Below are 25519 nucleotides of genomic sequence, written 5' to 3' on the forward strand. Positions count from 1 at the left end.
GAGAAACGGGTGCCAACACAGGAAGAAATAAATAAGCTTTTACCCGGGTAAGCTATAAATTTATTAAAATTGAAGGGAATAAAATTTCCTTATTAAACGATAAAACGCAAATAGATTTAGGTGGTATAGCAAAAGGATATGCCGTGGATATGGCCATTCAGAAAATCAAAGATTTAGATCCAAATGCAACAGGATTTATAGATGCAGGTGGAGATATTGGAATAATTGGTCCAAAATTTGGTAGATTTGCATGGTCAATAGGCATAAGAGATCCAGATGGTGGACCATATGATATTAAAGAAAGAGTATATTTGAAAGAAGGTGCAATAGTTACTTCAGGAAATTATGAAAGATATTTTATAAAAGATGGCGTTAGATATCATCATTTAATAGATCCAAAAACAGGATATCCTGCTAATTACTATAAGAGTGTTACAATAATTTCAGATAATGCTATGAAAGCAGATGCCATGGCAACAGCAATATTTATTCTTGGAGATAAACTGATCGGGCTGGATTCAATGACGAGATATGGAATACAGGTTTATGGAATAACATCTGACGACAAAATAATAAAAACAACAGGATTTGATTATTATTTAAAAGAAGAGAGATGAACATATGAAAAAAGATTTAATTTTTGTATTATTAATAATCATTTTAGCTTCAGGCATTATGTTGTTTCAAAAATCATTAAAAAGTGATTTAAAAGGTGTAGAAGTTTTTTGGGAAGGAAAAGAAATATTAAAAATAACAAAACCAGGTACATATGCAATATATGGTGGAGATAATGATTACAAATTAAAAGTGGAATTTAATGGTGAAAAAGTAAGGGTTATTGATGCTGATTGTCCATTAAAAACATGTGAATATACAGGTTGGGTTGATAATGCATCACAGGAAATAATATGTTTACCAAATAAAGTAGTAGTAAAACCAATTGGAAAAGAAAAAAATATAGGAGTTGACATAATTTCATGGTAAAAAATAATATTCCAAGAATAGCAATATTAACAGCGTTATCCTCTGCGGTTTATTATTTAGAAACGTTGGTTCCTTTTCCTATTCCATTGCCAGGCGCAAGATGGGGTTTTTCAAATTTTGCCATATTATATTCATTAAGCTACGATCAAACTCTCTTAAATGGATTATATATAGCGATATTTAAAAGTATTTTAGGAGCATTATTAGCCGGAAAATTTTTAAGCCCTACATTTTTTATGGGTTTGTCTGGTAGCATTATTGCAGCAATTTCAATGTATTTAATAATAAAAACAAAAAATTTGGTATAATAGGAATTAGTGAAATAGGAGCGATATTTAATAATATTACACAGGTAACAATAGGTTGGTTATTTATAGTGAAATCCATAGGGATATTCTGGTATTTACCCAGATGATATTATTTGGAACGTTTTCAGCACTTGCAAATGCTTTTGTCGTTAAATCAACATTTAGGAGTGTAAATAAATGAAAATAATATTGGGCTCAGGTTCTCCAAGGAGAAAAGAAATCCTTTCAAAGATAGGAATAAAGTTTGAGATTCGAATATCTAATGCTGAAGAATATAGCGAAAAAGAAAATCCTATTGAATATGCTAAAGAACTTAGTTTAAAAAAATCGAAAGATATAGAAATTTTTGAAGATGAATTACTAATTACAGCAGATACCATTGTGGTTTTTGATAATGAAATATTGGGAAAACCTAAAGATGAAGTTGATGCAATAAACATGTTAAAAAAATTATCTGGTAAAAAGCATGATGTAATTACAGGTATTACTTTTAGAACACTAAATGAAACATATACCACATATGATTTAACGGAAGTATTTTTTCACGAATTACCGGAAAATGTAATTCGATATTATATAAAAACGTATTATCCATTGGATAAAGCAGGAAGTTATGGAATACAGGATTTTGGAGGAACATTTATTGAAAAGATAAATGGTGATTACTATAATGTAATGGGATTACCGTTAAATAAAATCTTTTGGTATTTATATGAAAAAGGAGTTATAAATGTTTGAATTACCAAGAGAAAAATTATTAAAATATGGTCCTAAAAATTTGACTATTGATGAATTATTAGCTATAATAATAAGAAAGGGAACTAAAGAAAAAAATGTTTTTGAGATTTCAAAAGAAATTTCAAAAGAATATTCCTGAAAGACCTGTTTTCTATGGACATTGAACGACTTTGTGAAATATCTGGTGTAGGGAAAGTTACTGCCATCACATTAAAAGCAGTTTTTGAATTGGGAATAAGATTTCACAAAGAGGCATTAAAAAAAGAAGAGCTAAAACTTGATTCACCAGATAAAGTTTATGACCTATTATATGATGAAATGGTATTTTTAGATAAAGAAATGGTAAAATGCATATCTTTAAATAGCAAATTAAATCCGATTTCTATAGATACAATAAGTATTGGGACAGCGAATCATTCAATTCTACATCCAAGGGATATCTTTAAAGCAGCAATAAAAAACAATGCAATATCGATTTTAATTGTTCATAATCATCCATCAGGAGATAGTGAACCAAGTATGATGGATTATGAAATTACAAAAAAAATAGAAAAAAGCGGGATTTGTTGGGAATAAAGTTATCTGATCATGTAATTATTGGAAAATCAGAATATTATAGTTTTAAAATTGGAAGAAAGGTGATTAGAAATGGATAATATACCTGATAATTTAAAAGCTTTAATGCAATTAAAAAAGAAATTGAAAGAAAAAAACAGAAAAGTGTTGAAAGAGCAAAAATAGAAATAAAATATATTTCTGTTCCTATTGATGATGTTCAAACTATTGTAGATCTTAATTATTATGACTTTAAAAACAATAATCTTGAACTGGCAAGGCATATAGAAAAATTATTGGCTAATAAACCAAAAAGTTCCTATATTAATCAGCAAGCTGTAATTCATTTATTAAGGGAAGAATATGAAGAAGTAAAAGATTTATTAGATAATCCATCATTCCAGAAGATTACTTTAATCTGGGAATGGCAAAATTTCTTTTGAAAGAAAAAGATGCATATGAATTTGCTGAAAATGCAGTTAAAAGATTTCCAAATAATAAATATACAAATTTATTATTGGCAATGAATGCAGTATATAATGGTCAATATTATAAAGCATATATGGCAATAGAGGAAGCTGCAAAAAGCGCAAACGATCCATTGTTGTACTTTGTTATGGCATTATATGATAAGGATTATGTAAAAGCAAAAGAATATTTAAGTAAGGTATTTTTACAGGGTAAAGTAAAATATGTAGCTTCAATATATCAGGGATATTTACATTATTTATCTCAAGAAGGAGATAAATTATATCAAATGAGAAAGAATTTTGAAAACAATATTCCATGTGCTAATTGTTTATTAAGATATTCAAAATTAAAGGCTATAAATGTTCCTCCTGATTATTGTAAGTACTGGAAAGTACTTGAATCGTTTGAATATGAAACTTCTGGTAGATTCGAAACAGAGATGAATTTGCCAGAACAGGCTATCATAAGTTTTCTTGGTTTTTATAATTATAATAATGAGGAAATGGCAAATAAGAGCTTTGAAGAGATATCAGAAATGTTTGGAGAAGTAAGAATAATATTTTTCCCCAATGATTCGCATGTGAAAGGATTAAAGACATTTTCAATGGAACCTATAAAAAATGGAAAAGTAGCAAAATTAATAGGACCAGGTGTATATCAAAAACTTAAAAATATAATTCAAAGATTGGAATCAAAAGAAGGAGTAAGGTATGATTTTGCTATAGATTTACCATTCTATGAAGGAATAAAAATGCTATTTGGATGGAGAACATGTCAAATGTATTATGAGGGGGAAGAAGAATGACACGAGATGAAGCCATTAAATTATTAAAAGAACAGATAAAAAACGATAATCTTATAAAACATTGTCTTGCAGTAGGAGCTATAATGAAGGGATTGGCAAAAGAATTGGGTGAGGATCCAGAGAGATGGGAAATAATAGGTATTTTACATGATTTAGATTATGAATATACAAAGGATAATCCAGAAATACATGCTAAAAAGACAGTGGAACTTTTGGCTGATAAATTAACAGAAGAAGAAAAAAATGCAATTTTGGCTCATAATGAACATGCACCATTAAATACGAAAATGGATTATGCATTATATGCTGCTGATCCTATATCAGGTTTAGTGACAGCGGCAGTGTTGGTAAGGCCCGAAAAGAAAATAGAAGGGTTAAAGGTGAAATCTTTAAAGAAAAAATTTAAAGATAAATCATTTGCAGCTGGAGCAAATAGAGAAAATATAAAGAAAATAGAAGAAATAGGAATAGAATTAAATAGATTTTTCGAAATATCAATAGAATCAATGAAAGAAATTGCTGAAGAATTAGGATTATAAATTAAAAGTTGTGAGATTTCACAACTTTTAATTTGTAGATAAAGTGCAAAATAAAATACTCAAATAATATTCGCTCATCCGGTGAAAATTCTTATTCCTCAAAAATGTTCATTCCCACCGGTCGCTCAAACTCACATCCTTGTTCGGTTTTGCTCAATTTTGCATCCGTGCAAAATTGACCGGTTCCATTCACATTTTTTCGGGAATTTTCAAGGATTCGCTCATATTATTTTTCTTATTTTATTTTGTCGACAGTCTGAGTTGCGAGATTTCGCAACTTTTAATTTGTAAACAAAAGCACATCGCAGAGCGAAGAGAATTAAGATAGAATTATTATTATAAATTATTATAAATATAAAATCAAAAAAAACCAAACCCTTTGCGAAGCAAAAGCGCTTCGCAGCGCGAAGAGAATTAGAGATAAAATTATTAATAAAATAAAAAAACTTAAATCACTTCACAAAGTGAAGTGATTTAAGGATAAAATAATTATTAAATATTATAAAACAAAACCAAAAACCCTTTGCGAAGCAAAGTGTTTGAGAGAGGTGAAAGCTATGGATTTAAAAGGATTAATTCAAAAAGAAATTGAAAGATACAACAAAGAATTTAAAATTGTGGAGAAAGACATAAAGTTAGAACCCAAAGATGTTGCAAAATATATTGACCACACAATATTAAAAGCAACAACAACGCCAGAAGATATAAAAAGAATTTGTAAAGAAGCAAAAGATTATAATTTCTTTTCTGTATGCGTAAATCCAGCATACGTTCCTTTAGCAAAGGAAGAATTAAAAGGTTCAGATGTTAAAGTAGCTACAGTAATAGGGTTTCCTTTAGGAGCTAATCCTATCGATGTAAAAGCATATGAAACAGATATTGCATTAAATGATGGCGCAGATGAATTTGATATGGTTATAAATGTTGGAATGCTAAAAGCAGGAGAATATGATTACATATATAATGAAATAAAATCTGTTGTAGAAGCTGCACAGGGAAAAACAGTAAAAGTAATTATTGAAACATGTTATTTAACAACAGAAGAAAAAATAGCAGCATGTGTAATTTCTAAAGAAGCAGGAGCTCATTTTGTAAAAACATCAACAGGTTTTGGAACCGGTGGAGCTACAGCTGAAGATGTTGCATTGATGAAATTTGTTGTAGGAGATGCATTAAAAGTAAAAGCTTCTGGTGGAGTAAGAAGTTTTGAAGACGCAGAAAAGATGATAAAGGTAGGAGCAGAAAGAATTGGAGCCAGTGCTGGAGTAAAGATAGTGAGTGGAGAAAAATCTAACGCAGATTATTAATAATAAACTAAAATGAGGCTTATGCCTCATTTTAGTTTATAGATAAGTACAAAATAATCAAAAGGAGATGGAATCGATGAAAAAATTACCAATAGGGGTACAGGATTATAAAGAAATAATAACAGAAAACTATATATATGTGGATAAAACAAAATACCTATATGATTTAATGACAAGTGGAAAGTTTTATTTTTTATCCCGCCCCAGGCGATTTGGAAAGAGCTTAACAGTATCAACATTATATTATATATTCAAAGGTGAAAAAGAATTATTTAAGAATACTTATATATATGACAGATGGGAATTTAAAGAATATCCAATAATAAGAATAAACTTATTGGATATAGCAACAGATAACGAAGAAAGGATGAAAAAAAGTCTAACAAAAATATTAAAATTAGAAGCAGAAAGAAATGGAGTAAATATTGAAGAAGAAGATTACAAATTTGCATTCAATGAATTAATAATAAAACTATCAAAAAAAGGAAAGGTAGTAATATTGGTAGATGAATATGAAAAACCGATACTTGATAATATAAATAGCAAAGAAAAAGCAGAAAGATATAGAGAAATACTAAGGGACTTCTATGTAAGTATCAAATCAAAAGACGAATATATAAAATTTGTATTTTTAACTGGGATAACAGAATACACACTAAAAAGTGTGTATTCGGGTTTAAATAATTTAAATAGTATATCATTTGATAAAAATTATTCAAATTTTTTGGGTTTCACCCAAAAAGAATTAGAATTTTATTTCAAAGACCATATAAAAGAAACATCAGAAGAAATGGGAATAAGTGAAGAAGAATTATTAAAAGGATTAAAAGAGTATTATAATGGATTTTCATTTGATGGAGAACATTATGTATATAATCCATTCTCAATATTAAAATTCTTTGAAGAAAAGAAATTTCAAAATTACTGGTTTGAAAGTGGATCTCCATCATTCTTATACGAATACATAAAAAACAGAAAGATAACCTATGAGGATTTAGTAAAAGAAACAATAAGTGCAATGGATTTCTCAACAAGAGAAATAGAAGATGCAAATGCAAATATATTCTTTACACAGGCAGGATATTTAACCTTTAAAGGAATAAAAAAATTGGGATTAAAAGAAAAATATATATTTGACTATCCAAACATAGAAGTAAAAAGCAGTTTCTCAAGATTAATATTGGAAGCAAATTATGGATTAAAAGGATTAGATGAAGCAGAAAACATAATATATGAAAAAATATATGACAATGATATAGAAGGATTAATAGAAGAAATAAAAAAAGTAATAAGTGCAATACCATATAATCTACATCAAAAAGAAGAAAGATATTATCACTCATTAATATTTGCAATACTTGCAATAGCAGGACTAAATGTAAGAGCAGAAGAAATGACAAATCTTGGAAGAAGTGATGTGGTATTAGAATTCGATGAAAGAGTATATATATTTGAAGCAAAATTAAACAAAAGTGCAGAAGAAGCACTAGCTCAGATAAAAGAAAAGAAATACTATGAAAAATACAAAGGAAAAGAGATATATCTTATAGGAATAAACATAAATTCTGAAAAAAGAAATATTGATGATTATATTATAGAAAAAACTTCAACCTGATATCTTTCGCTTTATAGAAAAATATAATAATTTTAAAAATAACAAATACCCGGTATTCCGGGTATTTGTTTTGTTGACATTGCATTAAAGTGGAATTAATATATTTCCTTTAAAATAGCGTGGAATATAAAATTTGAGGAGGTATTTTCATGGAAATAAAAAATGTAAGCGTATCTGAAAAATTGGCAAATCCTGCTCCACTTGGTTTAATGGGATTTGGTATGACAACAGTTTTATTGAACTTACATAACGCTGGAATAATTAAGTTAAGTGTTATGATTATGGCAATGGGCATTTTTTATGGCGGGTTAGCTCAGGTTATTGCTGGAATTTTTGAAATGAAGAAAAACAATACATTTGGTGCAACAGCATTTACATCATATGGATTTTTTTGGTTAAGCTTAGTTGGTATATGGACAATGCCAAAAATGGGATTAGGAGAACCAGCATCAACAAAAGCAGTTGCATTTTACCTTTTATTATGGGGAATATTTACATTATTTATGTACATTGGAACATTGAATGGAAATAAAGCAACTCAAACTGTGTTTGGAACTCTTACAATACTATTTTTCTTATTGGCAATTGGTGATTTTACAGGAAGTGCAGTAATAAAAACAATTGCAGGATGGGAAGGAATATTCTGTGGGTCTTCTGCGATATATACAGCAATGGCGGAAGTGTTAAATGAGAAATTTGGTAAAACAGTATTACCTTTATAACTTTCGCGGAAACGCTTCGCTACGCGAAGGGTTTATGAAAATGCTTTTATTATAAAATAAAAATTATTAAATTTTAAAGCTTCTGCTATGCAGAAATTCAGACTGTCGACAAAATAAAATAAAATAAGAAAAAATAATATAAGCGAATCCTTGAAAATTCCCGAAAAAATGTGAATGGAGCCGGTCAATTTTGCATGGATGCAAAATTGAGCAAAACCGAACAAGGATGTGAGTTTGCGCGACCGGCGGGAATAAACATTTTTGAGGATTAAGAATTTTCACCGGATGAGCGAATATTATTTGATTATTTTATTTTGTACTTTGTCTACAAACTGACTCTTCGCAAAGCGAAGAGTTTTTTGTTATTATAATTTGTTATTATAATTAGAGAAAAATCAAAAATCTTCAGTTATGCGGAAGCTTTGCTTCGCTTCGCGAAATGTTTATGGATAAAATTTATTATAATAATAAAAAAACCAAAACCTTTCCGCATAGCGGAAAGGTTTTGTGTTATAATAATTATGAGGTGGATTTTATGAAAGTTATAAGAGAAACACCGTATATCTGGAGAATTGAAAAATTTGGAAATATGAAAGTTGATGCAATTGTTTTTACCAATTCAAAAACAATATATAGTCAGGAATATTATGAAGCAATTCAGCAACTTATTAATGTAGCAACATTACCAGGCATAGTAAAAGCAGCATATGCAATGCCAGATATTCATTGGGGATATGGTTTTCCAATTGGAGGAGTAGCTGCATTTAGCGCAGAAGATGGAATAATATCACCAGGTGGAGTTGGTTTTGATATTAATTGTGGTGTAAGAGTTATGACTACACCATTATATTTTGATGATGTAAAAAAATATATAGATAAATTAATAAAAAGAATATTTAATGAAATACCTGTTGGTGTTGGTTCGAGAACAAATTTTAAATTTTCTGTAAAAGAAATGAAGAATATTATAGAAAATGGCGCATATTGGGCGATTAATAATAACTATGGAATATCAGAGGATTTGAATAATATTGAAGATAGAGGTAAAATTAAATACACAGATTTCAATACTATTTCTAAAGAAGCTATAAAAAGAGGTTCAAATGAATTAGGGACATTGGGTTCAGGTAATCATTTTATTGAAATACAGAAAATAGGAAAAATATATAATTCAGAAATAGCGAGTCAATGGGGATTGTTTGAAAATCAAATAGTTTATACAATACATTCTGGTTCAAGGGATTTGGTCATCAGATTGCTACAGATTATATTAAAATATTTAGAGACAATCTAAAAGAATGGAATAAAAAAATTCCAGATAAGCAATTAATAAATGCGCCGTTTAATAGCCAATATGGACAGAATTACTTTTATGCAATGAATGGAGCTGCAAATTTTGCTTTTGCCAATAGACAAATAATGGGACATAAAGTCAGAAAAATATTTAAAGAACATTTTAATGTTGATGTGAATTTATTATACGATATAACTCATAATATAGCAAAATTAGAAGAACATATAATCAATGGAAAAAGTAAAAAGTTGATAGTTCATAGAAAAGGTGCAACAAGAGCTTTTAAAAATCAACCAGTACTTATTCCAGGAGATATGGGGACATCCTCTTATATTCTTATAGGAACAGAAAAGTCGGAATCTCTTGCTTTTGGGTCTTCTGCTCATGGTGCAGGAAGAGTATTAGGACGAAGACAGGCGAAAAAACGATTAAATTCAAAAGATATATTAGCAGAATTAAAAAGCAAAAATATAAGTATAATAGCAAAATCAAAAGGAACTATTGTTGAAGAAGCCCCGGCGTTTATAAGGATATAGATGCTGTAATTGAAATTATAGAAAAAGTTGGTATTTCCAAAAAAATAGCAAAATTAGTACCAATAGGTGTTGTAAAGGGTTAATGAAAATTAAAACGTATATTCAAGTTAAATCTTTAAAATCGTAAAGTTTTATTTCTATAATTTAATTGTAAGAAATAAACGACGGGGTAATAATATGTTTGCAAAATATGAATGTATAGAATGTATAATAGGGCAGATAAAAGATATTATAAATAAAGACTTTAAAGGGTATGATGAAAAGCAAAAATTTGAAATCATGAAAAATGTATCCCTGGAAATGCTTAAATACTCAACATATGGAAAAAAACCAATTGAAATGGCAAGAATAATTTATGAAAGACTTGGCGAATATACCGGTACAACAGACTATTTTAAAGAAGAAAAAAAGCAATCTAATGAAACATTTTTAGATGTATTTGATGAAATGTATACATTCTTAAAAGAGTCAGATAATCCTTTAAAAAATGCAGCAAAACTTTCAGCTTTAGGTAATGTTATTGATTATGGAGTAAAAAATTCCTTTGGTGAATTAGAATGGGAATTGGAAAATATTTTGAAAAATAAAGATTTTGCACTTGATGATTTCGATGCTTTTGTTGAAACACTGGAAAATTCAAAAATACTGCTATATATACACGATAATGCTGGAGAAGTAGTACTGGACAAATTATTTATAAAACTTATAAAAGAAAAATATCCAGAATTACACGTGATTTCAGCGGTAAGAGGAGAACCTGTAATAAACGATGTTACATTAGAAGATGCAAAAGAGATAGGGCTTGACGAAGTTTCATCAGAAATAATATCGTCAGGTAGTAAAATACCAGGAACATTATTAAGTGATGTAAATCAGGAATTTATGATTGCCTATAAACAGGCAGATATGATAATTTCAAAAGGTCAGGGAATTTTGAAGGTCTTAGTGGAGAAAATGAAAATATTTACTTTGTTTTAATGGCGAAATGTCCAGTTGTTTCAAGGGAATTAGGAGTTAATGTTGGAGATTTAGTATTTTCAAGAAAAAGTTTATTTGTAAAATAAGCAAAAATCCATAATCTTATTTTTTAAGGGGTAAGAAGATGAAAAAGTTATTAGTTATTTTGTTGGCAGTTTTAACAGTTGCTGCATTTGCAGCTCCTACTCATCTTGTCATTTTTCATGTGAATGACACACATGGTCATGTATGGCCATATAGTGAGTATCATAATCCTGATATTGGGGATTTGCAAGAATCGCAACATTGGTAAATAAAGAAAGAGAAGTAAATCCTAATGTATTGTTCTTACATGCTGGTGATGCTAATACAGGAGTTCCAGAATCAGACCAGCTTGATGCAATTCCTGATTTTGTAGCATTACATTATATGGGTGTAGATGCAATGGCATTGGGTAATCACGAATTTGATAATCCACTTGAAACAACATTCATGCAACAAAGATATGCAGGATTTCCATTCTTATCAGCAAATTTTGTAACAAAGGATGGAAGACAATTATTTAAACCTTATATTATCAAAAATGTTGGTGGCGTTAAAGTTGCTATACTTGGTGTAACCACAGAACAAACACAGATTTTGGAACCGCTTCACTTAAATGGTGGTAAATTCTTAAATGTAGAAGAAACAGTAAAAAAATACTTACCAGAATTAAAGAAAAAAGCAGACATAGTAGTAGTTCTTGGACACTTGGGTTATGATGGAAAATATCAACCTTTAGGTGTTAAATACACAACATCAGATCAATTGGCAAAAGATGTAAAGGGAATTGATGTAATTGTTGATGGACATTCACATACATTAATGGATAAAGCTGCATATATAAACAAAACAATAGTTGTTCAAGCAGGCGAATGGGGAAAATATTTAGGAAGATTAGATTTATGGGTAGAAAATGGAAAAATCGTAGATTATGAATGGGCTGCTATTCCAATTAATATGAAGAAATACTTAGGTAAAGATGCAAATGGAAAAGCACAATATGAATATGTAACAGAACCAATTCCAGAAGATCCATTTATTAAAATGATAGCTGATTACTATTATTCATTAGGCGCAGAAGAATTAAATAAAGTTATTGGAGAAACAAAGATATTATTGGACGGTGAAAGAACACATGTTAGAGGTGGAGAAACAAATCTTGGTCATTTAATTACAGATGCATTAATCTGGAAAACAGGAGCAGATATTGCATTACAAAATGGTGGTGGAATTAGAGCTTCAATACAACCAGGAAAAATCACATATAGAGATATATTAACAGTATTACCATTTGGAAACACAGTATATATCGAAGAATTAACAGGTAAAGATATAATGGATATATTAAATTATGCAGTTAAGATTCCATCTGGTAAAGGTGCATGGTTACACGTTGCAGGATTAACATATAAAGTAAAGGATGGAAAACCAGTAGACGTTATGGTAAATGGTAAACCATTGGATATGAATAAACTATATAAAGTTGCTGCAAATAACTACATGGCAGGTGGCGGAGACGGTTACTCCATGTTAAAAGGTAAAAAAGGATATGACACAGGATTTGTATTAGCAGATGTTGTAAAAGAATACATTCAAAAATTAGGAACAATTGAAAATTATGACAATACTCCAAGAATAGTTATGGAAAAATAATAATATAAAAAACCCCCTTCCGTTTTTCCGGAAGGGGTTATTATTATTATTATTATTTTAACTATATTAAAACAATAAACATTTTGCGAAGCGAAATATTTTTTTATTGGAAATATGAAACCGTAATAATAAAAGTGTAGGTTCGTAATAATAAAAGTATATACTATAGAAGAAATCACACGTAGTTACAAAGGGTAACACGCGAAACATGGAGGAAAAGTATGAGAGGAAAAGTAAAATGGTTTGACGCAAAAAAAGGTTATGGATTCATTTCAGGTGAAGATGGAAACGATGTATTCGTACATTTCACAGCATTAAGCATGGACGGATTCAAAACATTAGAAGAAGGTCAAGAAGTAGAATACGACATTCAAGAAAACAACAAAGGTTTACAAGCAGTTAATGTAACTACTCTCTAATAAAACCAATCAAGCCCGGAAAGGGCTTTTTATTTTATATATCGGATGGAAAGGCTTAAACTTTTCCTGGTTGACTTTTACAGAAAAAAGGTATATAATTAATATGTTCCCTTAAGGGAAAAGAATCACATCCGTAGTTGCAATGGGTAACACGGTAGAAACATGGAGGAAAAGTATGAGAGGAAAAGTAAAATGGTTTGACGCAAAAAAAGGTTATGGATTCATTTCAGGTGAAGATGGAAACGACGTTTTCGTTCATTTCACAGCAATTGCTATGGACGGATTTAAAACATTAGAAGAAGGTCAAGAAGTAGAATACGACATTCAAGAAAACGAAAAAGGCTTACAAGCTGTTAATGTAAGAGCTATCTAACAAAATAAACCAATAAGCCCGAAAAGGGCTTTTTTATTTCTCAATAACTTTTTCAACATATTTACTGGTAATGGCTTTTAATAAACAACCATAACTCATCCTGAATTTAATTGTATCTCCAAGCTTATAATCATGGTCTGAGTCAGTTAAATCGACTATAGTATGGTCACTGCTGGAATGTAAAACCTCAATCTTTTCATCAAGAGGTATCAATCCATCAGGTGAAATATCCTGTTCTCCTATAGCAAGAATAGCTTTTAATCTTTTACCTTTATCTTCAAATACGGGTTTTCTTCCAAAAGCATCAAAACCTATTTCTCCAACAGGTACTGATGGTTTTTCTTTTAATTCTATGATTTGTGCTTCTAAAATAACAGTATCCTGTCTATTTCCAGGAACATTTCTATTGTTGGTAACATCAGTTCCACAGATAATAGATTCACCAAGTCTAAAGTGATTAATTCCATCCGGTAAAGTTCCATTTTCTATTAATGGTAAAGCAGCAGAATTTCCACCTGAAATAATATCCAATTTTCTGTTTAAAACTTCTTCTATCTCATTTTTTATTTCAAGCAATATATTCATATTATCAATAGAAGGTAATACACCACCAAAGCATCCAAGATTTGTTCCTATTCCTTTTAAACATATATTGCTATATTTTTGAACCTGAAGAATTTCTTCCACAGCATTTTCATACCATACACCTTCTCTTAAATCACCAACATCAATCATATATATAATATCCTGAACCTTATTCTTTTCTTTCGCTATATCATTTAACCATTCTACGGTTTTTAATTCAGAAACAAGAGTAATATCTACATAATCCACTACTAATTCGAGTTCTGATTTCATAGGTATTCTTAAGAGCATAAATTCTGCATTAATTCCATTTTCTTTCATATAAATAATGTTTTGAATTCTTGAATCGCCTAAAGATTTAATCCCTGCATCAACCATCGCTTTTGCAACATCAAGATGAGCAGAAACAACCTTTGTAACACCGGTAACCATAATTCCATGGTTGTCACAAAGATTTTTAATGTTTTTAGCGTTATGTTTTATTCTTTCAGGATAGATATGAAGAACCGGATACACGTTTTTATTCCCCCTTTAAATCTTTAATATTATCACTATTAATTCCAAAACATTCCTTTTCAGCGTTACCATATGGCTCAATATGTATAACAATATCTCTAATACTATCATTTTTTTCTTTAATCTTTTTTTCCAATTTAGCGCATATATCATTTGCTTCTTTAACAGTCATTTCTGGTGGCAACTCAATATGCATATCAATAAATATTTTATAACCGAACTTTCTTGCTCTAATCTTATGTGGATTTTTTACACAATTACATGTTTTAGATTCAGTAATAACAATATCATATATTTCCTTTAATTCTGGAGAACTTTCCATAAATTCATTTGAAGATTCCATAAACTGTTCAAACCCAGTTTTTAAAATCATAAATGAAACCAATATAGCAATAACAGGATCCAACCACCATATCCCTGTGAAATATAATACTATCATACCTATTAAAACCGATGATGAAGTTAAAATATCATTTCTCATATTTAAAGCATCAGCGATAATAGCATTACTATTTATTTTCTTGCCAACTGATAATCTATATTTATATAATGCAAACTTTGTAATAACAGAAATAAGAGCAATAATCACAACATATAATGCGTTTTCGATTATAATTTCTTCATTAATTAATCTTTTTATTGAATTAATTAAAACCTCAAATCCTGCATATATAATAATTAATGAAACAACTTTTGTAGCAATAGTTTCTGCTCTTTCATGTCCATATGGATGATCTATATCTGGTGGTTTATTGGAAATTTTACCAGCAATTAAAGTCATAAATGAGGTTAAAATATCTGTGGCCGTATCAAGTCCATCGGCTAAAATAGCCATACTATGAGTGAAAAATCCTATTAAAATTTTCAAAAGAGCTAACAAAGCATTGGTAAATATGGAAATCAAAGAAGATCTGGTTGAAATCTTTTCTCTTTCAATATAGTCCATTACTTCACCCCATCAATGCATTTATAGATTTTTCCAATAATTCGTCATCTACATTCATTCCTAAATCTATATCAGGTTTATTTGCACCGTGAAAGTCGCTTCCAGCGGTGATATATAAACCAGTTTCTATAGCTAAATCCCTGAACATTTTTATTTCTTCATTGGAATGTTTTGGATAATAAACCTCTATTCCCATAATCCATACCCTTTTAATTCTAAAATAATATTTTTTAATTTATTATAAGATAGTTTTAAATATTTAGGATGAGCAATAACAGGGAATCCACCTGCATTTTTAATTAATCTTACAGCTTCTTTTGGTTCTATCTTTTCTTTAGGGATATGAGCTATTTTACCATCGCCTAAATATTTATCAAATGCTTCATCTCTATCTTTTACATATCCTTTTTTCAATAACACTCTTGCAAAATGTGGTCTTCCCACAACATCACCATGAGCTTCATTTATAACTTCTTCCAGAGTTATGTCAAATCCTAAACTATTCAATCTTTCAATCATTAAATTATTTCTATTTTTTCTAAAATTCTGCACTTTTTTTAAAGCAGCATTTAAATCATCGTTATCCAGAGAAATATTATATCCAAGAATATCAAACATATTTTTAAACTTACAACTAATTTCGAGACCTGTAATATAGTTAATTCCATATTTTTCTGCGTAATAAATTGCATCTTTTTGAGCATCAATATTATCATGATCTGTAATTGAATATAAAATTAAATTTTTTTCTTTTGCTTTTAATATTAAATCTTCTGGAGTATATGTGCCATCTGAAAATGTAGAATGTGAATGTAAATCCAATAACATAATTTCCCTCCTACAATAAATTAATGCGGGCATAAAGCCCGCATTATGCGAGAATATCCAACTTCTGACCCTGATACATTTCACCAACAATTCTCCTGAGTTTGACAGTATTTTTTTCAATAAAATTCTAAAAAGCAGAATTATTCTAAAAAACAACAATTGTTAATTTTTTATTAAATACAAAAGTGTCATTACACCCCTAAATTTTATATTTTTCTTTGAATTCTGTATAGGGTGAAATTATTTTTGGTACAGGAATATTTAATGTATTTAATATTCTTTGTCCTAATTTATTTAAATTCATTCTCGCTACAAGATGTTGCTTTTGTGTTTTAAATTCAATGTATTCCATATTTTTAATAGCTTCTCTTATTTTTTCATGAGAGTATTCAACATTATTTTTTTCCAGTTCTAATTCTAGTGTTCTTTGAATTATGTAAGATATGAAACTCATTACAATATGTCCTTTTATTCTTTTGGTGTCCAATGAAATACCGGTCTTGTTTCAAGATAATTTTTAATGTTCTAAATGTTTCTTCTACTTTCCATAATGTATGATATTGTTCTAATATTTCTTTTGGAGATAGTTTTGTGTTTGTTATTATTCCATAGTATCCATCGTATTTTTCATCATTTTCTATTTTTTCTATGTCCAGTATATAATTTTGTTTATTCTGTTCTTTTAAATATTTTTTCGCTCCTCTTTTACTTTTTGAATCTATATTTCCTTCTTCTAACATTTTTTTCGCTTTTTCTATTAATCGTAGTCTATCTGCTCTGTCTTTTTTGGCTCTTTCTTCTGAATATATTATGAGTAATCTTTTATTTTCATATTCTACTTCTCTATATTTTATTCCTTTTGCTAGTTCTATGAATTCTCCTTCAAATATATTTACTTTTTTTATTTGTTTTATTGATTTTCCTACTATGAATTCATAATTAGAATTTTCTACTACTTCTATATTTTTTTTACTCATCATTCCTCTATCTGCTACTACTATTACTTTTCCTAATTGATATTCTTTTTTCATTTTTTCTATTGAATCTTTAAATGTATGCCCTTCAAATGTATTTCCTGCATATATATCAAAACTAACTGGCATTCTATCCTGATCTATTGACATCCCTAATACTATTTGTGATTCATTAAATTTCTTATCTTTTGAATATCCCATTTGTAATATTTCATTTGTTTGTTGTGTTTCAAACGCTAATGTCGTTACATCGTAAAATACTAAATCTACCGTTGTATTAAACAAACTTATCCTTTGATTATACATATGTTTTTCTATCGACTCTTTATTATCTGCCAATATATCCAATGTTCTGTATAACCAGTGCAGCATTACATCTTTTTCTTCCAGGTCTTTTTCTTTTTTAACTTCCACTTTGTTATATCCAAAATACTCTAAATTATTAAATATTCCCAATTTACTTTTCGGTTCTACTATTCTATTCATCACCATTATTTTTAGCATCTCTTCTGCATTGTATTTTATTTCTTTATCCAGTCTTTCAAAATATCTTTTCATCTCATATCTTTCGAATATCTTATTTACTATTACTTTGGCTCCGTAATTCTTTTTATCCGGTGCCTTTTTTATATCTTCTGTATCAATATAATTTTTAAATCAAATATTTGTATGAGTTTATTTACTATATTTTTCGCTTCATTTTCGCTAAAAGAGTCAATCCTTCCTAAGTTTGCAACAGTTCTTTGCTTTATCTTACCATTTTCCCTATAACTTTCAACAATTCTTAAATATTCAACACCTTTGTTATTTTTAACTACTCTCAAAAACACAAAAATCACCTCTTGATTTCATAATACCATTACTTATTATACCACAAAAATATTATGAAATCAAGAATATAACGCTATTGTTAAAAATATTTGTGTCACTACAAAAATTTTTCAACCCCAATTTTCACCCTTTTCATCGTCGCAAACCCGCATTCTACCGTTTCGATTTTTCAAAAATCATGAAATCGCTGTCAAACTCAGGAATAACATAATTTCCCTCCTACAATAAATTAATGCGGCATAAAGCCCGCATTATGCGAGAATATCCAACTTCTGACCCTGATACATTTCACCAACAATTCTCACGAGTTTCCTTGTTAACCCGTCCTGTTTATAAACAATGGCATTTAGTAAATTTTCGAAATCCTGAGATGTTTGTTGGACAGTTCTGGCAGCTTGAACATGAGCCTGTTTTGAAATTTGCGGTGTATATTGATATGAAACACCGCTAACTGGACTAATCATGTTATCACCTTCTTTTAAATTAGGTCCATTAAATATATCGACTCAAATTATCTTTTTTTAATATTATTCTAAATCTTCCTTCATTCCAATAGTATTTAATATTATAGAATCTTTTTGTCGCCACTTATCCTTAACTTTTACATACAAATCCAGATAAACCTTATCATCCAGTAAAGCTTCAAGGTCTTTTCTGGCAAGCATACCAATTTTCTTTATCATTCGTCCTTTTTGTCCTATGATTATCCTTTTTGCGATTGTCTTTCGACATATATTTCCGCTCTAATATATACTAAATCTTCTTTATCAGTTATTTCTTCAACAACAACTGCAGTAGAATGAGGTATTTCCTGCGAAGTTAAATGAAATATCTTTTCCCTTACTATTTCTGAAATCATAAAAGCCAGAGGTCTATCAGTTGTCATATCTTCTGGATAATATTGTGGACCTTCTGGTAATACATCGATTATCTTTTGCAATAACTCTGCCAGATTATACCCTGTTAATGCAGAAATTTCAAATTCAGCAATAATATTTGAATTTTCATCTAAAACAGTTTTAATTCTATTTCTGGCTTCATTTATTTCTTCAGGAGTAGCAGCATCTATTTTATTGATAATCAATATAACAGGTATTTTTGATTCTTTTATTATTCTGGCAATATTTAAATCAGATTCCCTCACCTTATCAATAGGATCAATTAAAAATAATATTAAATCCTGTCCTTTTAAGGCATTTACAGCTATTTTTACCATATATTCTCCAAACTTATGTAAAGGTTTATGTATTCCTGGTGTATCCACCAGCACAATCTGAGCTTCTGGTGTATTTAAAATACAATTAATCCTATTTCTGGTTGTTTGGGGTTTGTCTGAAACAATAACTACTTTCTTTTCATTAACGCATTAATTAATGTAGACTTTCCAACATTTGGTTTTCCTGCAACCGCTACAAAACCACTTTTCATTTCATCAACTCCCTTAAACTTTCCATTATCATTGCAGTTGCTCTACAATCATCTTCATTATATTTAATAATCTTTTCTAAACTCTCTTTATGTCCTCTTAAATAATTTTTATATTCAATGAATATAGCATAACCGTTTAAATCTGTTCTCCATTGATATCCAAAAAATTTACTGATATCTTTTAAAGAATATGAAGTTACAGGTAAAGCGACATTTTTCTGGATCTTTTCGTATAAATCATATGATCTATCTTCAATTTTATATAGATATTTATACAAATGGGATATGTTTTTTGTAATCATTTGTAACCTTTTTATATCATACACATCATAATGAACAATGGTCTCTTTAGTGGAATCAATGAATTTTAAAAACCTTTCGAGATTGTCATCTGTATTTTCAACATTCAAATATGGCTTATATTTGCCTTTTATCAAAATGCCATGAAGAAAATCTAAATCTCTATACGTTTCAACATCATATACAATATATTTTTGGGGAATATTAAATCTGCTTATTATTATTGGCTTACCTGTCAATAATGATTTTAAATTATATAACGGTTTTCGAAATTGTGGAGGGACCTGTTCAATTTTATTCGATTCAACTACCTTTATAGGATTGATATTTAAATCTTTTAAAAGGTTTAAATAACTTTTTGAAATTCCAGGAACAACGGATAAATCGCCTTTTTTAATTATTTCCTTGTGGCATTGAACTTTTATTTTACAGAATTTACAATGGTTTCCTGGAGTTTTTTCTTTTGGGATTTTAAATGATTCAACCTCTTTATTAAACAAAGGGAGTTTTCTCATTATCCAGCGTTCAGAAAAATAATGAACCTTATTTTCCAGGGTAATTTCAACGCCTCTAACCTCTTTCCCCATATTTTTAAAATATAAATATACCGAAATTATATGAAAAATATGACTTAATTTTAACTTACGTGATTCCCTTAAAATCTTTACAGATTTTCTTTTTGCGTCATAACTATCATAACTTGTAACAATATCAAGCCCTTTATAATTAAATTCAATGTATTTAGTTGGTCTTTTATAAATAGGTACAAAATGTTGACATTTTTTTATATTTCGATAATTTAACAGATCCATTTTCATTTTTCCAGCTCCACTTCTATTTCCACTTTTTTAAAAACTTGCGATCAATATACTCTGTCAAAATTAGCTATATAACTTCGTAATATCACCAAACTCAAGGAATAAATTAGCAATATTTTTCAAAAAACCAAGTCTATTCATTCTTATACTTTCATCCTTATCCATAACAAAAACATTATCAAAATAATTATCAATACTATCTTTCATTTTCAACAATTCAGCAATAGCATCATCATAATTTAAATAATCCAACTTTTCTTCCATCTTACCTTTTACACATAAATACTTATCGAATAATTCCTTTTCTGCCTCTTCCTTAAACAATCTTCCGTCATATTTTAAAGAATCATGTTTTTTTGAGATATTCTGTACTCTCTGGAATGTTTTAATGAAGGCTGTAAAATCATCAGAATGAACCACTTTATTAAGAGCCTGAGCTGAAATTAAAGCTCTTAATGGTTTCTTCCAGTTAATAATAACAGTATTTATTACATCTGTTGAAATGTTTTTCTTTGAAAGATACGTTTCAAAACGACCTTTGAAAAAGTCTGCAATTTCTTCTTCAAGATATTCAACATTTATTATTTTAGCAATTTCTTTCATCAAATCATTTAAATCAAAATCCCAGTTATTTTCTATAATTATTCTTAAAACACCATAGGCTTTTCGTCTTAAAGCAAAAGGATCCTTTGATCCTGTTGGTATTTTCTTTATACCAAAAAATCCAATAATATCAAATAATTTATCAGCCAGCGATACAATTAAAGAGTTTAATTCTGTTGGTAAATTATCACCTTCTTCAACTGGCTTATAATGTTCTTCTGGAACCATGTATACATCTTCAGAATAATTATGATGTTTCAAATAAATCCTGCCCATTACACCTTGCAGTTCAGGAAATTCATACACAATATGTGTTGGGATATCTATTTTTGATAATTCAGCTGCCTTTAAAAGGTTCTTGTTTTTATAATCTAAAATATTTGAAATTAAATTAGCAATTTCTTTTATCGCATTTACCTTATCAAGATATGTGCCTAATCCTGCTTGATAAGTTATTTCATTTAATTTTGATAGATATGCATCTGGTAATGTATTTAAATCTTCTTCATAATAAAACTTTGCATCATCAAGCCTGGCATTAATTACCCTCGAATAACCATTGGTAACATTTTCTTCTTCACTTAATCCATCCTGGAAAGCTATATAATAATTGCTAATCTTACCATTCTTTTTCGCAACAAAACTTCTTTGATGATGTTTTATAGTAATTTTTATTACTTCTTCTGGCAAAGAAAGATATTCCTCATTAAATTTACCAACAACAGCACCTGGATATTCTGTTAATTGAGTAATTTCATTTATTAACTCTTCGTCTTTTTCAATCTCCAGTTCATTGTTTGTTGCAACCATTTCCAGTTCTTTTATTATTCTTTCTTTTCTTTCATTATAATCAGCGATAACAAAATTTTCTCTTAATTCAGAGAAATAATTATCTGGATGTGATATTGATATTTCACCTTTTCCAAGGAATCGATGACCATATGATTTCCTCGATGAGTTGATACCAAACAATTCAAAATCAATTATTTCATAATCAAGCAATGCCAGTATCCAGTGCACAGGTCTGATAAACTCAAAATCGCCATTTCCCCATCTCATGGGTTTTTTAAATCTCAATTTTTTAATTATAAAAGGATAAATTTCTGCAAGTGTTTCAGAAATCTTTTTCCCTCTTTTTTAATCTTTGCAAACATATATATATTACCTTTTATTTCTTTTTCTTCTATTTCATAATTTTCATTCTGTAATGATCTTAAAAACCCTTGGTAAGGTTTTGCCGGTTCTCCATTTTCATCAAATGCAACCTTTTTTGCAGGACCTTTTCTCTCAATCACCCTATCAGGTTCCTTTTCGGGTAATCCTTCTAACAATATTCCAAATCTTCTTGGTGCTATAAACACCTGTAATTTAGAATAAGATATGTTTCTATTCTTTAATTCCTCTTCAGTATATGTATATAATTGTTTAATTATATTATCATATTCACTTGATGGTAACTCTTCAACACCTATTTCAAGTAATGACTTAATCATTCTTCTTCGCCCCAATCGCATCCAGATATGTGCGGGCAGTTTTTCTTGCCATATCTCTTATTATCAAAATATATTTTTGCCTTTCATTTACACTAATAGCATTTCTTGCATCCAGAAGATTAAATGAATGAGCAGCTTTTATAAGATAGTCATATGCTGGTAAATATAATTTTTGTTCTATTAGTGCTTCAAATTCCTTTTTATATGTCTCAAATAATCCATATAATGTTTCCACATTGGCTTTTTCAAAATTAAAAATTGAAAATTGCCTTTCATTTTCTTTAAACAATTTTCCATAAGGTACATATTTATTCCACATAGTTTCATATACATTATCTTTTCCCTGCAAATACATAGCAAGTCTTTCAATACCATATGTAATTTCAAGAGAAATTGGCTTTAATGGGATACTACCCATTTGTTGAAAATATGTAAATTGAGTGATTTCCATACCATCAAGCCATACTTCCCAGCCAATTCCCATGCTCCTAATGTTGGTGATTCCCAATTATCTTCTACAAATCTTATATCATGTTCCAGTGGATCAATACCTATAGCCTTTAATGATTCCAGATATATTTCCTGAGAATCTTTTGGAGATGGTTTTAATATTACCTGATATTGATGGAATCTCTGCATTCTATTGGGATTTTCACCATATCTACCATCTGTAGGCCTTCTGCTTGGCTGAACAAATGCCACATAAAAAGGGTCTTTTCCCAATGTTCTGAAAAAAGTGGATGGGTGGTATGTACCAGCTCCCATTTCCATGTCGTATGGTTGATCAATAACACAACCACGTTCAGACCAGAAACTATCTAATTTTAATATTAAATCCTGTATATACAAGTCAATTCCTCCTATTCCAATGAAATTAACAGCGGATAATGTGGTTGCCCACCATTATGGATTTCAACCTCAAGATCAGGAAATTCTTCCATTAATTCATTAGCTATTAATTCGGCAGTTTTTAATTCTATATCCTGACCATAGAAAATGGTCATTATTTCATAACCATCATCAATTTTATCTTTTAATACCTTTAATACAGTTTCATTTAAATCAAAACCATGAGCCTTTAATTCTTTTCCAACAAATACAAGATATTCATCTTTTTTAATCTTTTCTCCAGCAATCTCAGAATCCCTTATAGCATAAGTAACCTGAATAGGAACAACACCGGATATTTCAGATTCTATAGATTCTTTTAATTCATCATAGCTCATATTATCATCAAAGGCCAATAACGCTGCAACGCCTTCCTGAATATATTTTGTTTTTATTACCAGTATCTCTCTATCCTCAACCATATCAGCTACTTTTTCTGCAGTTAAAATAATATTTGGATTATTTGGTAAAATCAATATTTTCTTTTGAGGTAGTTTTTCTATAGCATCCATAAAATCCTTAACACTTGGATTCATTGTTTGACCGCCAAATATAACAGCATCCACACCAAGGCTTTTGAAAATTTTTGTTAAGCCTTCACCTGGAGAAACTGTAACAATTCCCCAATTTTCATTGTTAGATTCAAAATTTTCTTCTTCTTTTTTAGCAGTATTTTCTATTGTCGATTCAACAACGTGTTCATGTTGAACCTTCATATTATCCACTTTTACCTTATATAATTCTCCATATTCCAGAAATTCTTCAAAAACTTTACCAGGCCTATTTGTATGTACATGCGTTTTTAAAAAATCTCCCTGATGAACCAATACAATAGAATCACCAATCTCTTCCAGAAATGCCCTGATTTTATCAATACCCTCTTTAGAAATTTCTGGATCATGTAATTTTAATACGCATTCTGTACAATATTGAAATTTAATTTCTTCATATGCAATTTCTTTTATTTCCTCAGCAGATGCTGACTCTATATCTTTAAGATTAACCTCAGTATCTCCTTTAATAGCATCTCTAAATCCTTTTACAATATAGCTGACACCTTTAGCACCGGCATCTACCACATTGGCATCTCTCAATTTTTTCAAATATTTAGGTGTTTCTTCTACAATTTCCTCTGAAATTTCATATAATTTATCCATAAATTCTTCAAAATCATCTATATTTGATAATTCAGTTTCAGCCCTTTCGGCTAATTTTCTTATCAATGTAAGCATTGTGCCTTCAACTGGTTTTATAACGGCATGATAAGCTACCTCTTTTGCGTTTTTTAAAGCTTCAATAAAATCTTTAGTTGTTACAGATTCTTTATTTTCCAATACTTCAGTGAAACCTCTAAAAATCTGAGATAATATAACCCCGGAATTTCCTCTTGCACCCATTAATAAACCATCACGCATGTTTTTCATTACATCTTTTATTTTATCTTTGTTTTTAACTCTATCAAGCCATTCACATGCTTCCAGCATACCTGAAGTCATATTAGAACCGGTATCACCATCAGGTACAGGGAAAACATTTAATGCATTTATTTCATCTTTATTTACTAACAATGTTTCAGCAGCCTTTTTGAATGCCACATAAAAGTCTCTTGCCTTTAATTCAGTCATTATAGTCACCTCTTTATGATTTTATTCCAACGACTTTTACATTTACAACTACGTCGACATCCCCAAGGCCTCTTTTATTCTATGATAGACATTTTCCTGAGCATTAGCTGCAACTCTCTTCAAAGGCAAACCGTATTCCATATAGATATATAAATTTATAGTTACTCTGTTATTTTCTTCAATTACTTCAACACCTTTTTCCTGTGGTTTTTGAAGCATAGAAGTTAACTTATTTAAAAATCCACCCTTTCCGATATCCACAGTACCGTATGATTCTAATGCCGCTCTATATACAATTTCATTAAAAACTTCCGGTTTTATAGTAACTGTTCCAAGTTCTGTTTCAACTATCATAATAACACCTCC

General features: G+C 29.4%; 21 protein-coding genes and 8 pseudogenes. 17 read left to right on the forward strand and 12 right to left on the reverse strand.

Features of this window, described 5'->3' with window-relative positions; genetic code table 11:
- Positions 1-83: 83 nt before the first annotated feature.
- The 17 genes and pseudogenes from DJ007_RS18835 (at position 84) to DJ007_RS04370 (ending at position 13318) form a co-directional block, all read left to right on the forward strand.
- A complete protein-coding gene (locus tag DJ007_RS18835; RefSeq protein WP_276318667.1) occupies positions 84-617 on the forward strand; it encodes an FAD:protein FMN transferase in 534 nt (177 codons plus the stop codon).
- A 4-nt stretch (positions 618-621) separates the two neighbouring features.
- Positions 622-984, forward strand: a complete 363-nt coding sequence (locus DJ007_RS04305; protein ID WP_129408480.1) for a NusG domain II-containing protein — start codon at positions 622-624, stop codon at positions 982-984.
- Positions 978-1399 (forward strand): annotated as a pseudogene (locus DJ007_RS15490) (Gx transporter family protein). Before DJ007_RS04305 ends, DJ007_RS15490 begins: the two are co-directional and overlap by 7 nt.
- A 70-nt stretch (positions 1400-1469) precedes the next feature.
- A complete protein-coding gene (locus DJ007_RS04315; protein ID WP_129408481.1) occupies positions 1470-2030 on the forward strand; it encodes a Maf family protein in 561 nt (186 codons plus the stop codon).
- Positions 2023-2169, forward strand: coding sequence for a UPF0758 domain-containing protein (locus DJ007_RS17125; RefSeq protein WP_240739264.1), 147 nt, complete (start codon positions 2023-2025; stop codon positions 2167-2169). Before DJ007_RS04315 ends, DJ007_RS17125 begins: the two co-directional genes overlap by 8 nt.
- 200 nt (positions 2170-2369) lie before the next feature.
- Positions 2370-2686: pseudogene (locus tag DJ007_RS17130) on the forward strand (JAB domain-containing protein).
- A 195-nt stretch (positions 2687-2881) separates the two neighbouring features.
- Positions 2882-3028 carry a hypothetical protein gene (locus tag DJ007_RS14560; protein ID WP_165974000.1) on the forward strand — a complete coding sequence of 49 codons (147 nt, stop codon included), beginning with the start codon at positions 2882-2884 and terminating at the stop codon, positions 3026-3028.
- Positions 3010-3861, forward strand: coding sequence for a hypothetical protein (locus tag DJ007_RS04325; RefSeq protein WP_206076087.1), 852 nt, complete (start codon positions 3010-3012; stop codon positions 3859-3861). The genes DJ007_RS14560 and DJ007_RS04325 overlap by 19 nt, the downstream gene beginning before the upstream one ends.
- On the forward strand, positions 3858-4400 hold the full coding sequence (locus tag DJ007_RS04330; RefSeq protein WP_129408483.1) for an HD domain-containing protein: 543 nt from the start codon (positions 3858-3860) through the stop codon (positions 4398-4400). Before DJ007_RS04325 ends, DJ007_RS04330 begins: the two co-directional genes overlap by 4 nt.
- 557 nt (positions 4401-4957) lie before the next feature.
- On the forward strand, positions 4958-5707 hold the full coding sequence (deoC, locus tag DJ007_RS04335) for a deoxyribose-phosphate aldolase (RefSeq protein ID WP_129408484.1): 750 nt from the start codon (positions 4958-4960) through the stop codon (positions 5705-5707).
- Positions 5708-5783: 76 nt separating this feature from the next.
- Positions 5784-7322, forward strand: a complete 1539-nt coding sequence (locus tag DJ007_RS04340; protein ID WP_129408485.1) for an ATP-binding protein — start codon at positions 5784-5786, stop codon at positions 7320-7322.
- A 149-nt stretch (positions 7323-7471) separates the two neighbouring features.
- Positions 7472-8044 (forward strand): acetate uptake transporter, encoded by a 573-nt coding sequence (locus DJ007_RS04345; protein WP_129408486.1) that lies wholly within the window; start codon positions 7472-7474, stop codon positions 8042-8044.
- A 535-nt stretch (positions 8045-8579) separates the two neighbouring features.
- A pseudogene (locus tag DJ007_RS04350) lies at positions 8580-9957 on the forward strand (RtcB family protein).
- A gap of 94 nt (positions 9958-10051) precedes the next feature.
- Positions 10052-10852: a damage-control phosphatase ARMT1 family protein gene (locus DJ007_RS04355; protein WP_129408487.1), complete on the forward strand. Its 801-nt coding sequence runs from the start codon at positions 10052-10054 to the stop codon at positions 10850-10852.
- A 124-nt stretch (positions 10853-10976) separates the two neighbouring features.
- A pseudogene (locus tag DJ007_RS04360) lies at positions 10977-12526 on the forward strand (bifunctional UDP-sugar hydrolase/5'-nucleotidase).
- A 221-nt stretch (positions 12527-12747) separates the two neighbouring features.
- Positions 12748-12945 (forward strand): cold shock domain-containing protein, encoded by a 198-nt coding sequence (locus DJ007_RS04365; protein ID WP_129408488.1) that lies wholly within the window; start codon positions 12748-12750, stop codon positions 12943-12945.
- A gap of 175 nt (positions 12946-13120) precedes the next feature.
- On the forward strand, positions 13121-13318 hold the full coding sequence (locus tag DJ007_RS04370; protein WP_129408614.1) for a cold-shock protein: 198 nt from the start codon (positions 13121-13123) through the stop codon (positions 13316-13318).
- Between the two features lie 33 nt (positions 13319-13351).
- Here DJ007_RS04370 and DJ007_RS04375 read toward each other — a convergent pair whose 3' ends face one another.
- The 12 genes and pseudogenes from DJ007_RS04375 to DJ007_RS04440 form a co-directional block, all read right to left on the reverse strand.
- Positions 13352-14419 (reverse strand): alanine/ornithine racemase family PLP-dependent enzyme, encoded by a 1068-nt coding sequence (locus tag DJ007_RS04375; RefSeq protein WP_129408489.1) that lies wholly within the window; start codon positions 14417-14419, stop codon positions 13352-13354.
- Positions 14420-14423: 4 nt separating this feature from the next.
- Complete coding sequence (locus DJ007_RS04380; protein ID WP_129408490.1) at positions 14424-15365, reverse strand: cation diffusion facilitator family transporter; 942 nt, start codon at positions 15363-15365, stop codon at positions 14424-14426.
- 4 nt (positions 15366-15369) lie between these two features.
- On the reverse strand, positions 15370-15561 hold the full coding sequence (locus tag DJ007_RS15505) for a PHP domain-containing protein (protein ID WP_206076090.1): 192 nt from the start codon (positions 15559-15561) through the stop codon (positions 15370-15372).
- Positions 15552-16193, reverse strand: a complete 642-nt coding sequence (locus DJ007_RS04385; protein WP_206076091.1) for a PHP domain-containing protein — start codon at positions 16191-16193, stop codon at positions 15552-15554. The genes DJ007_RS15505 and DJ007_RS04385 overlap by 10 nt, the downstream gene beginning before the upstream one ends.
- 199 nt (positions 16194-16392) lie before the next feature.
- Positions 16393-17997, reverse strand: a pseudogene (locus DJ007_RS04395) (IS1634 family transposase).
- Between the two features lie 252 nt (positions 17998-18249).
- Positions 18250-18462, reverse strand: a complete 213-nt coding sequence (locus tag DJ007_RS04405) for a hypothetical protein (protein WP_129408494.1) — start codon at positions 18460-18462, stop codon at positions 18250-18252.
- Between the two features lie 63 nt (positions 18463-18525).
- Positions 18526-19426 (reverse strand): annotated as a pseudogene (era, locus tag DJ007_RS04410) (GTPase Era).
- Positions 19423-20544, reverse strand: a complete 1122-nt coding sequence (locus tag DJ007_RS04415; protein WP_129408495.1) for a TM0106 family RecB-like putative nuclease — start codon at positions 20542-20544, stop codon at positions 19423-19425. Before DJ007_RS04415 ends, era begins: the two are co-directional and overlap by 4 nt.
- 63 nt (positions 20545-20607) lie before the next feature.
- A pseudogene (glyS, locus tag DJ007_RS04420) lies at positions 20608-22661 on the reverse strand (glycine--tRNA ligase subunit beta).
- Positions 22633-23489 (reverse strand): annotated as a pseudogene (locus DJ007_RS19680) (glycine--tRNA ligase subunit alpha). The pseudogenes glyS and DJ007_RS19680 overlap by 29 nt, the downstream one beginning before the upstream one ends.
- A gap of 11 nt (positions 23490-23500) precedes the next feature.
- Positions 23501-25153, reverse strand: coding sequence for a DAK2 domain-containing protein (locus DJ007_RS04435; protein WP_129408498.1), 1653 nt, complete (start codon positions 25151-25153; stop codon positions 23501-23503).
- A 48-nt stretch (positions 25154-25201) separates the two neighbouring features.
- Positions 25202-25507 (reverse strand): Asp23/Gls24 family envelope stress response protein, encoded by a 306-nt coding sequence (locus DJ007_RS04440; RefSeq protein WP_129408499.1) that lies wholly within the window; start codon positions 25505-25507, stop codon positions 25202-25204.
- Positions 25508-25519: the final 12 nt, after the last annotated feature.

The organism is Marinitoga lauensis, from assembly GCF_004135675.1.
GTDB classification, from domain to species: domain Bacteria; phylum Thermotogota; class Thermotogae; order Petrotogales; family Petrotogaceae; genus Marinitoga; species Marinitoga lauensis.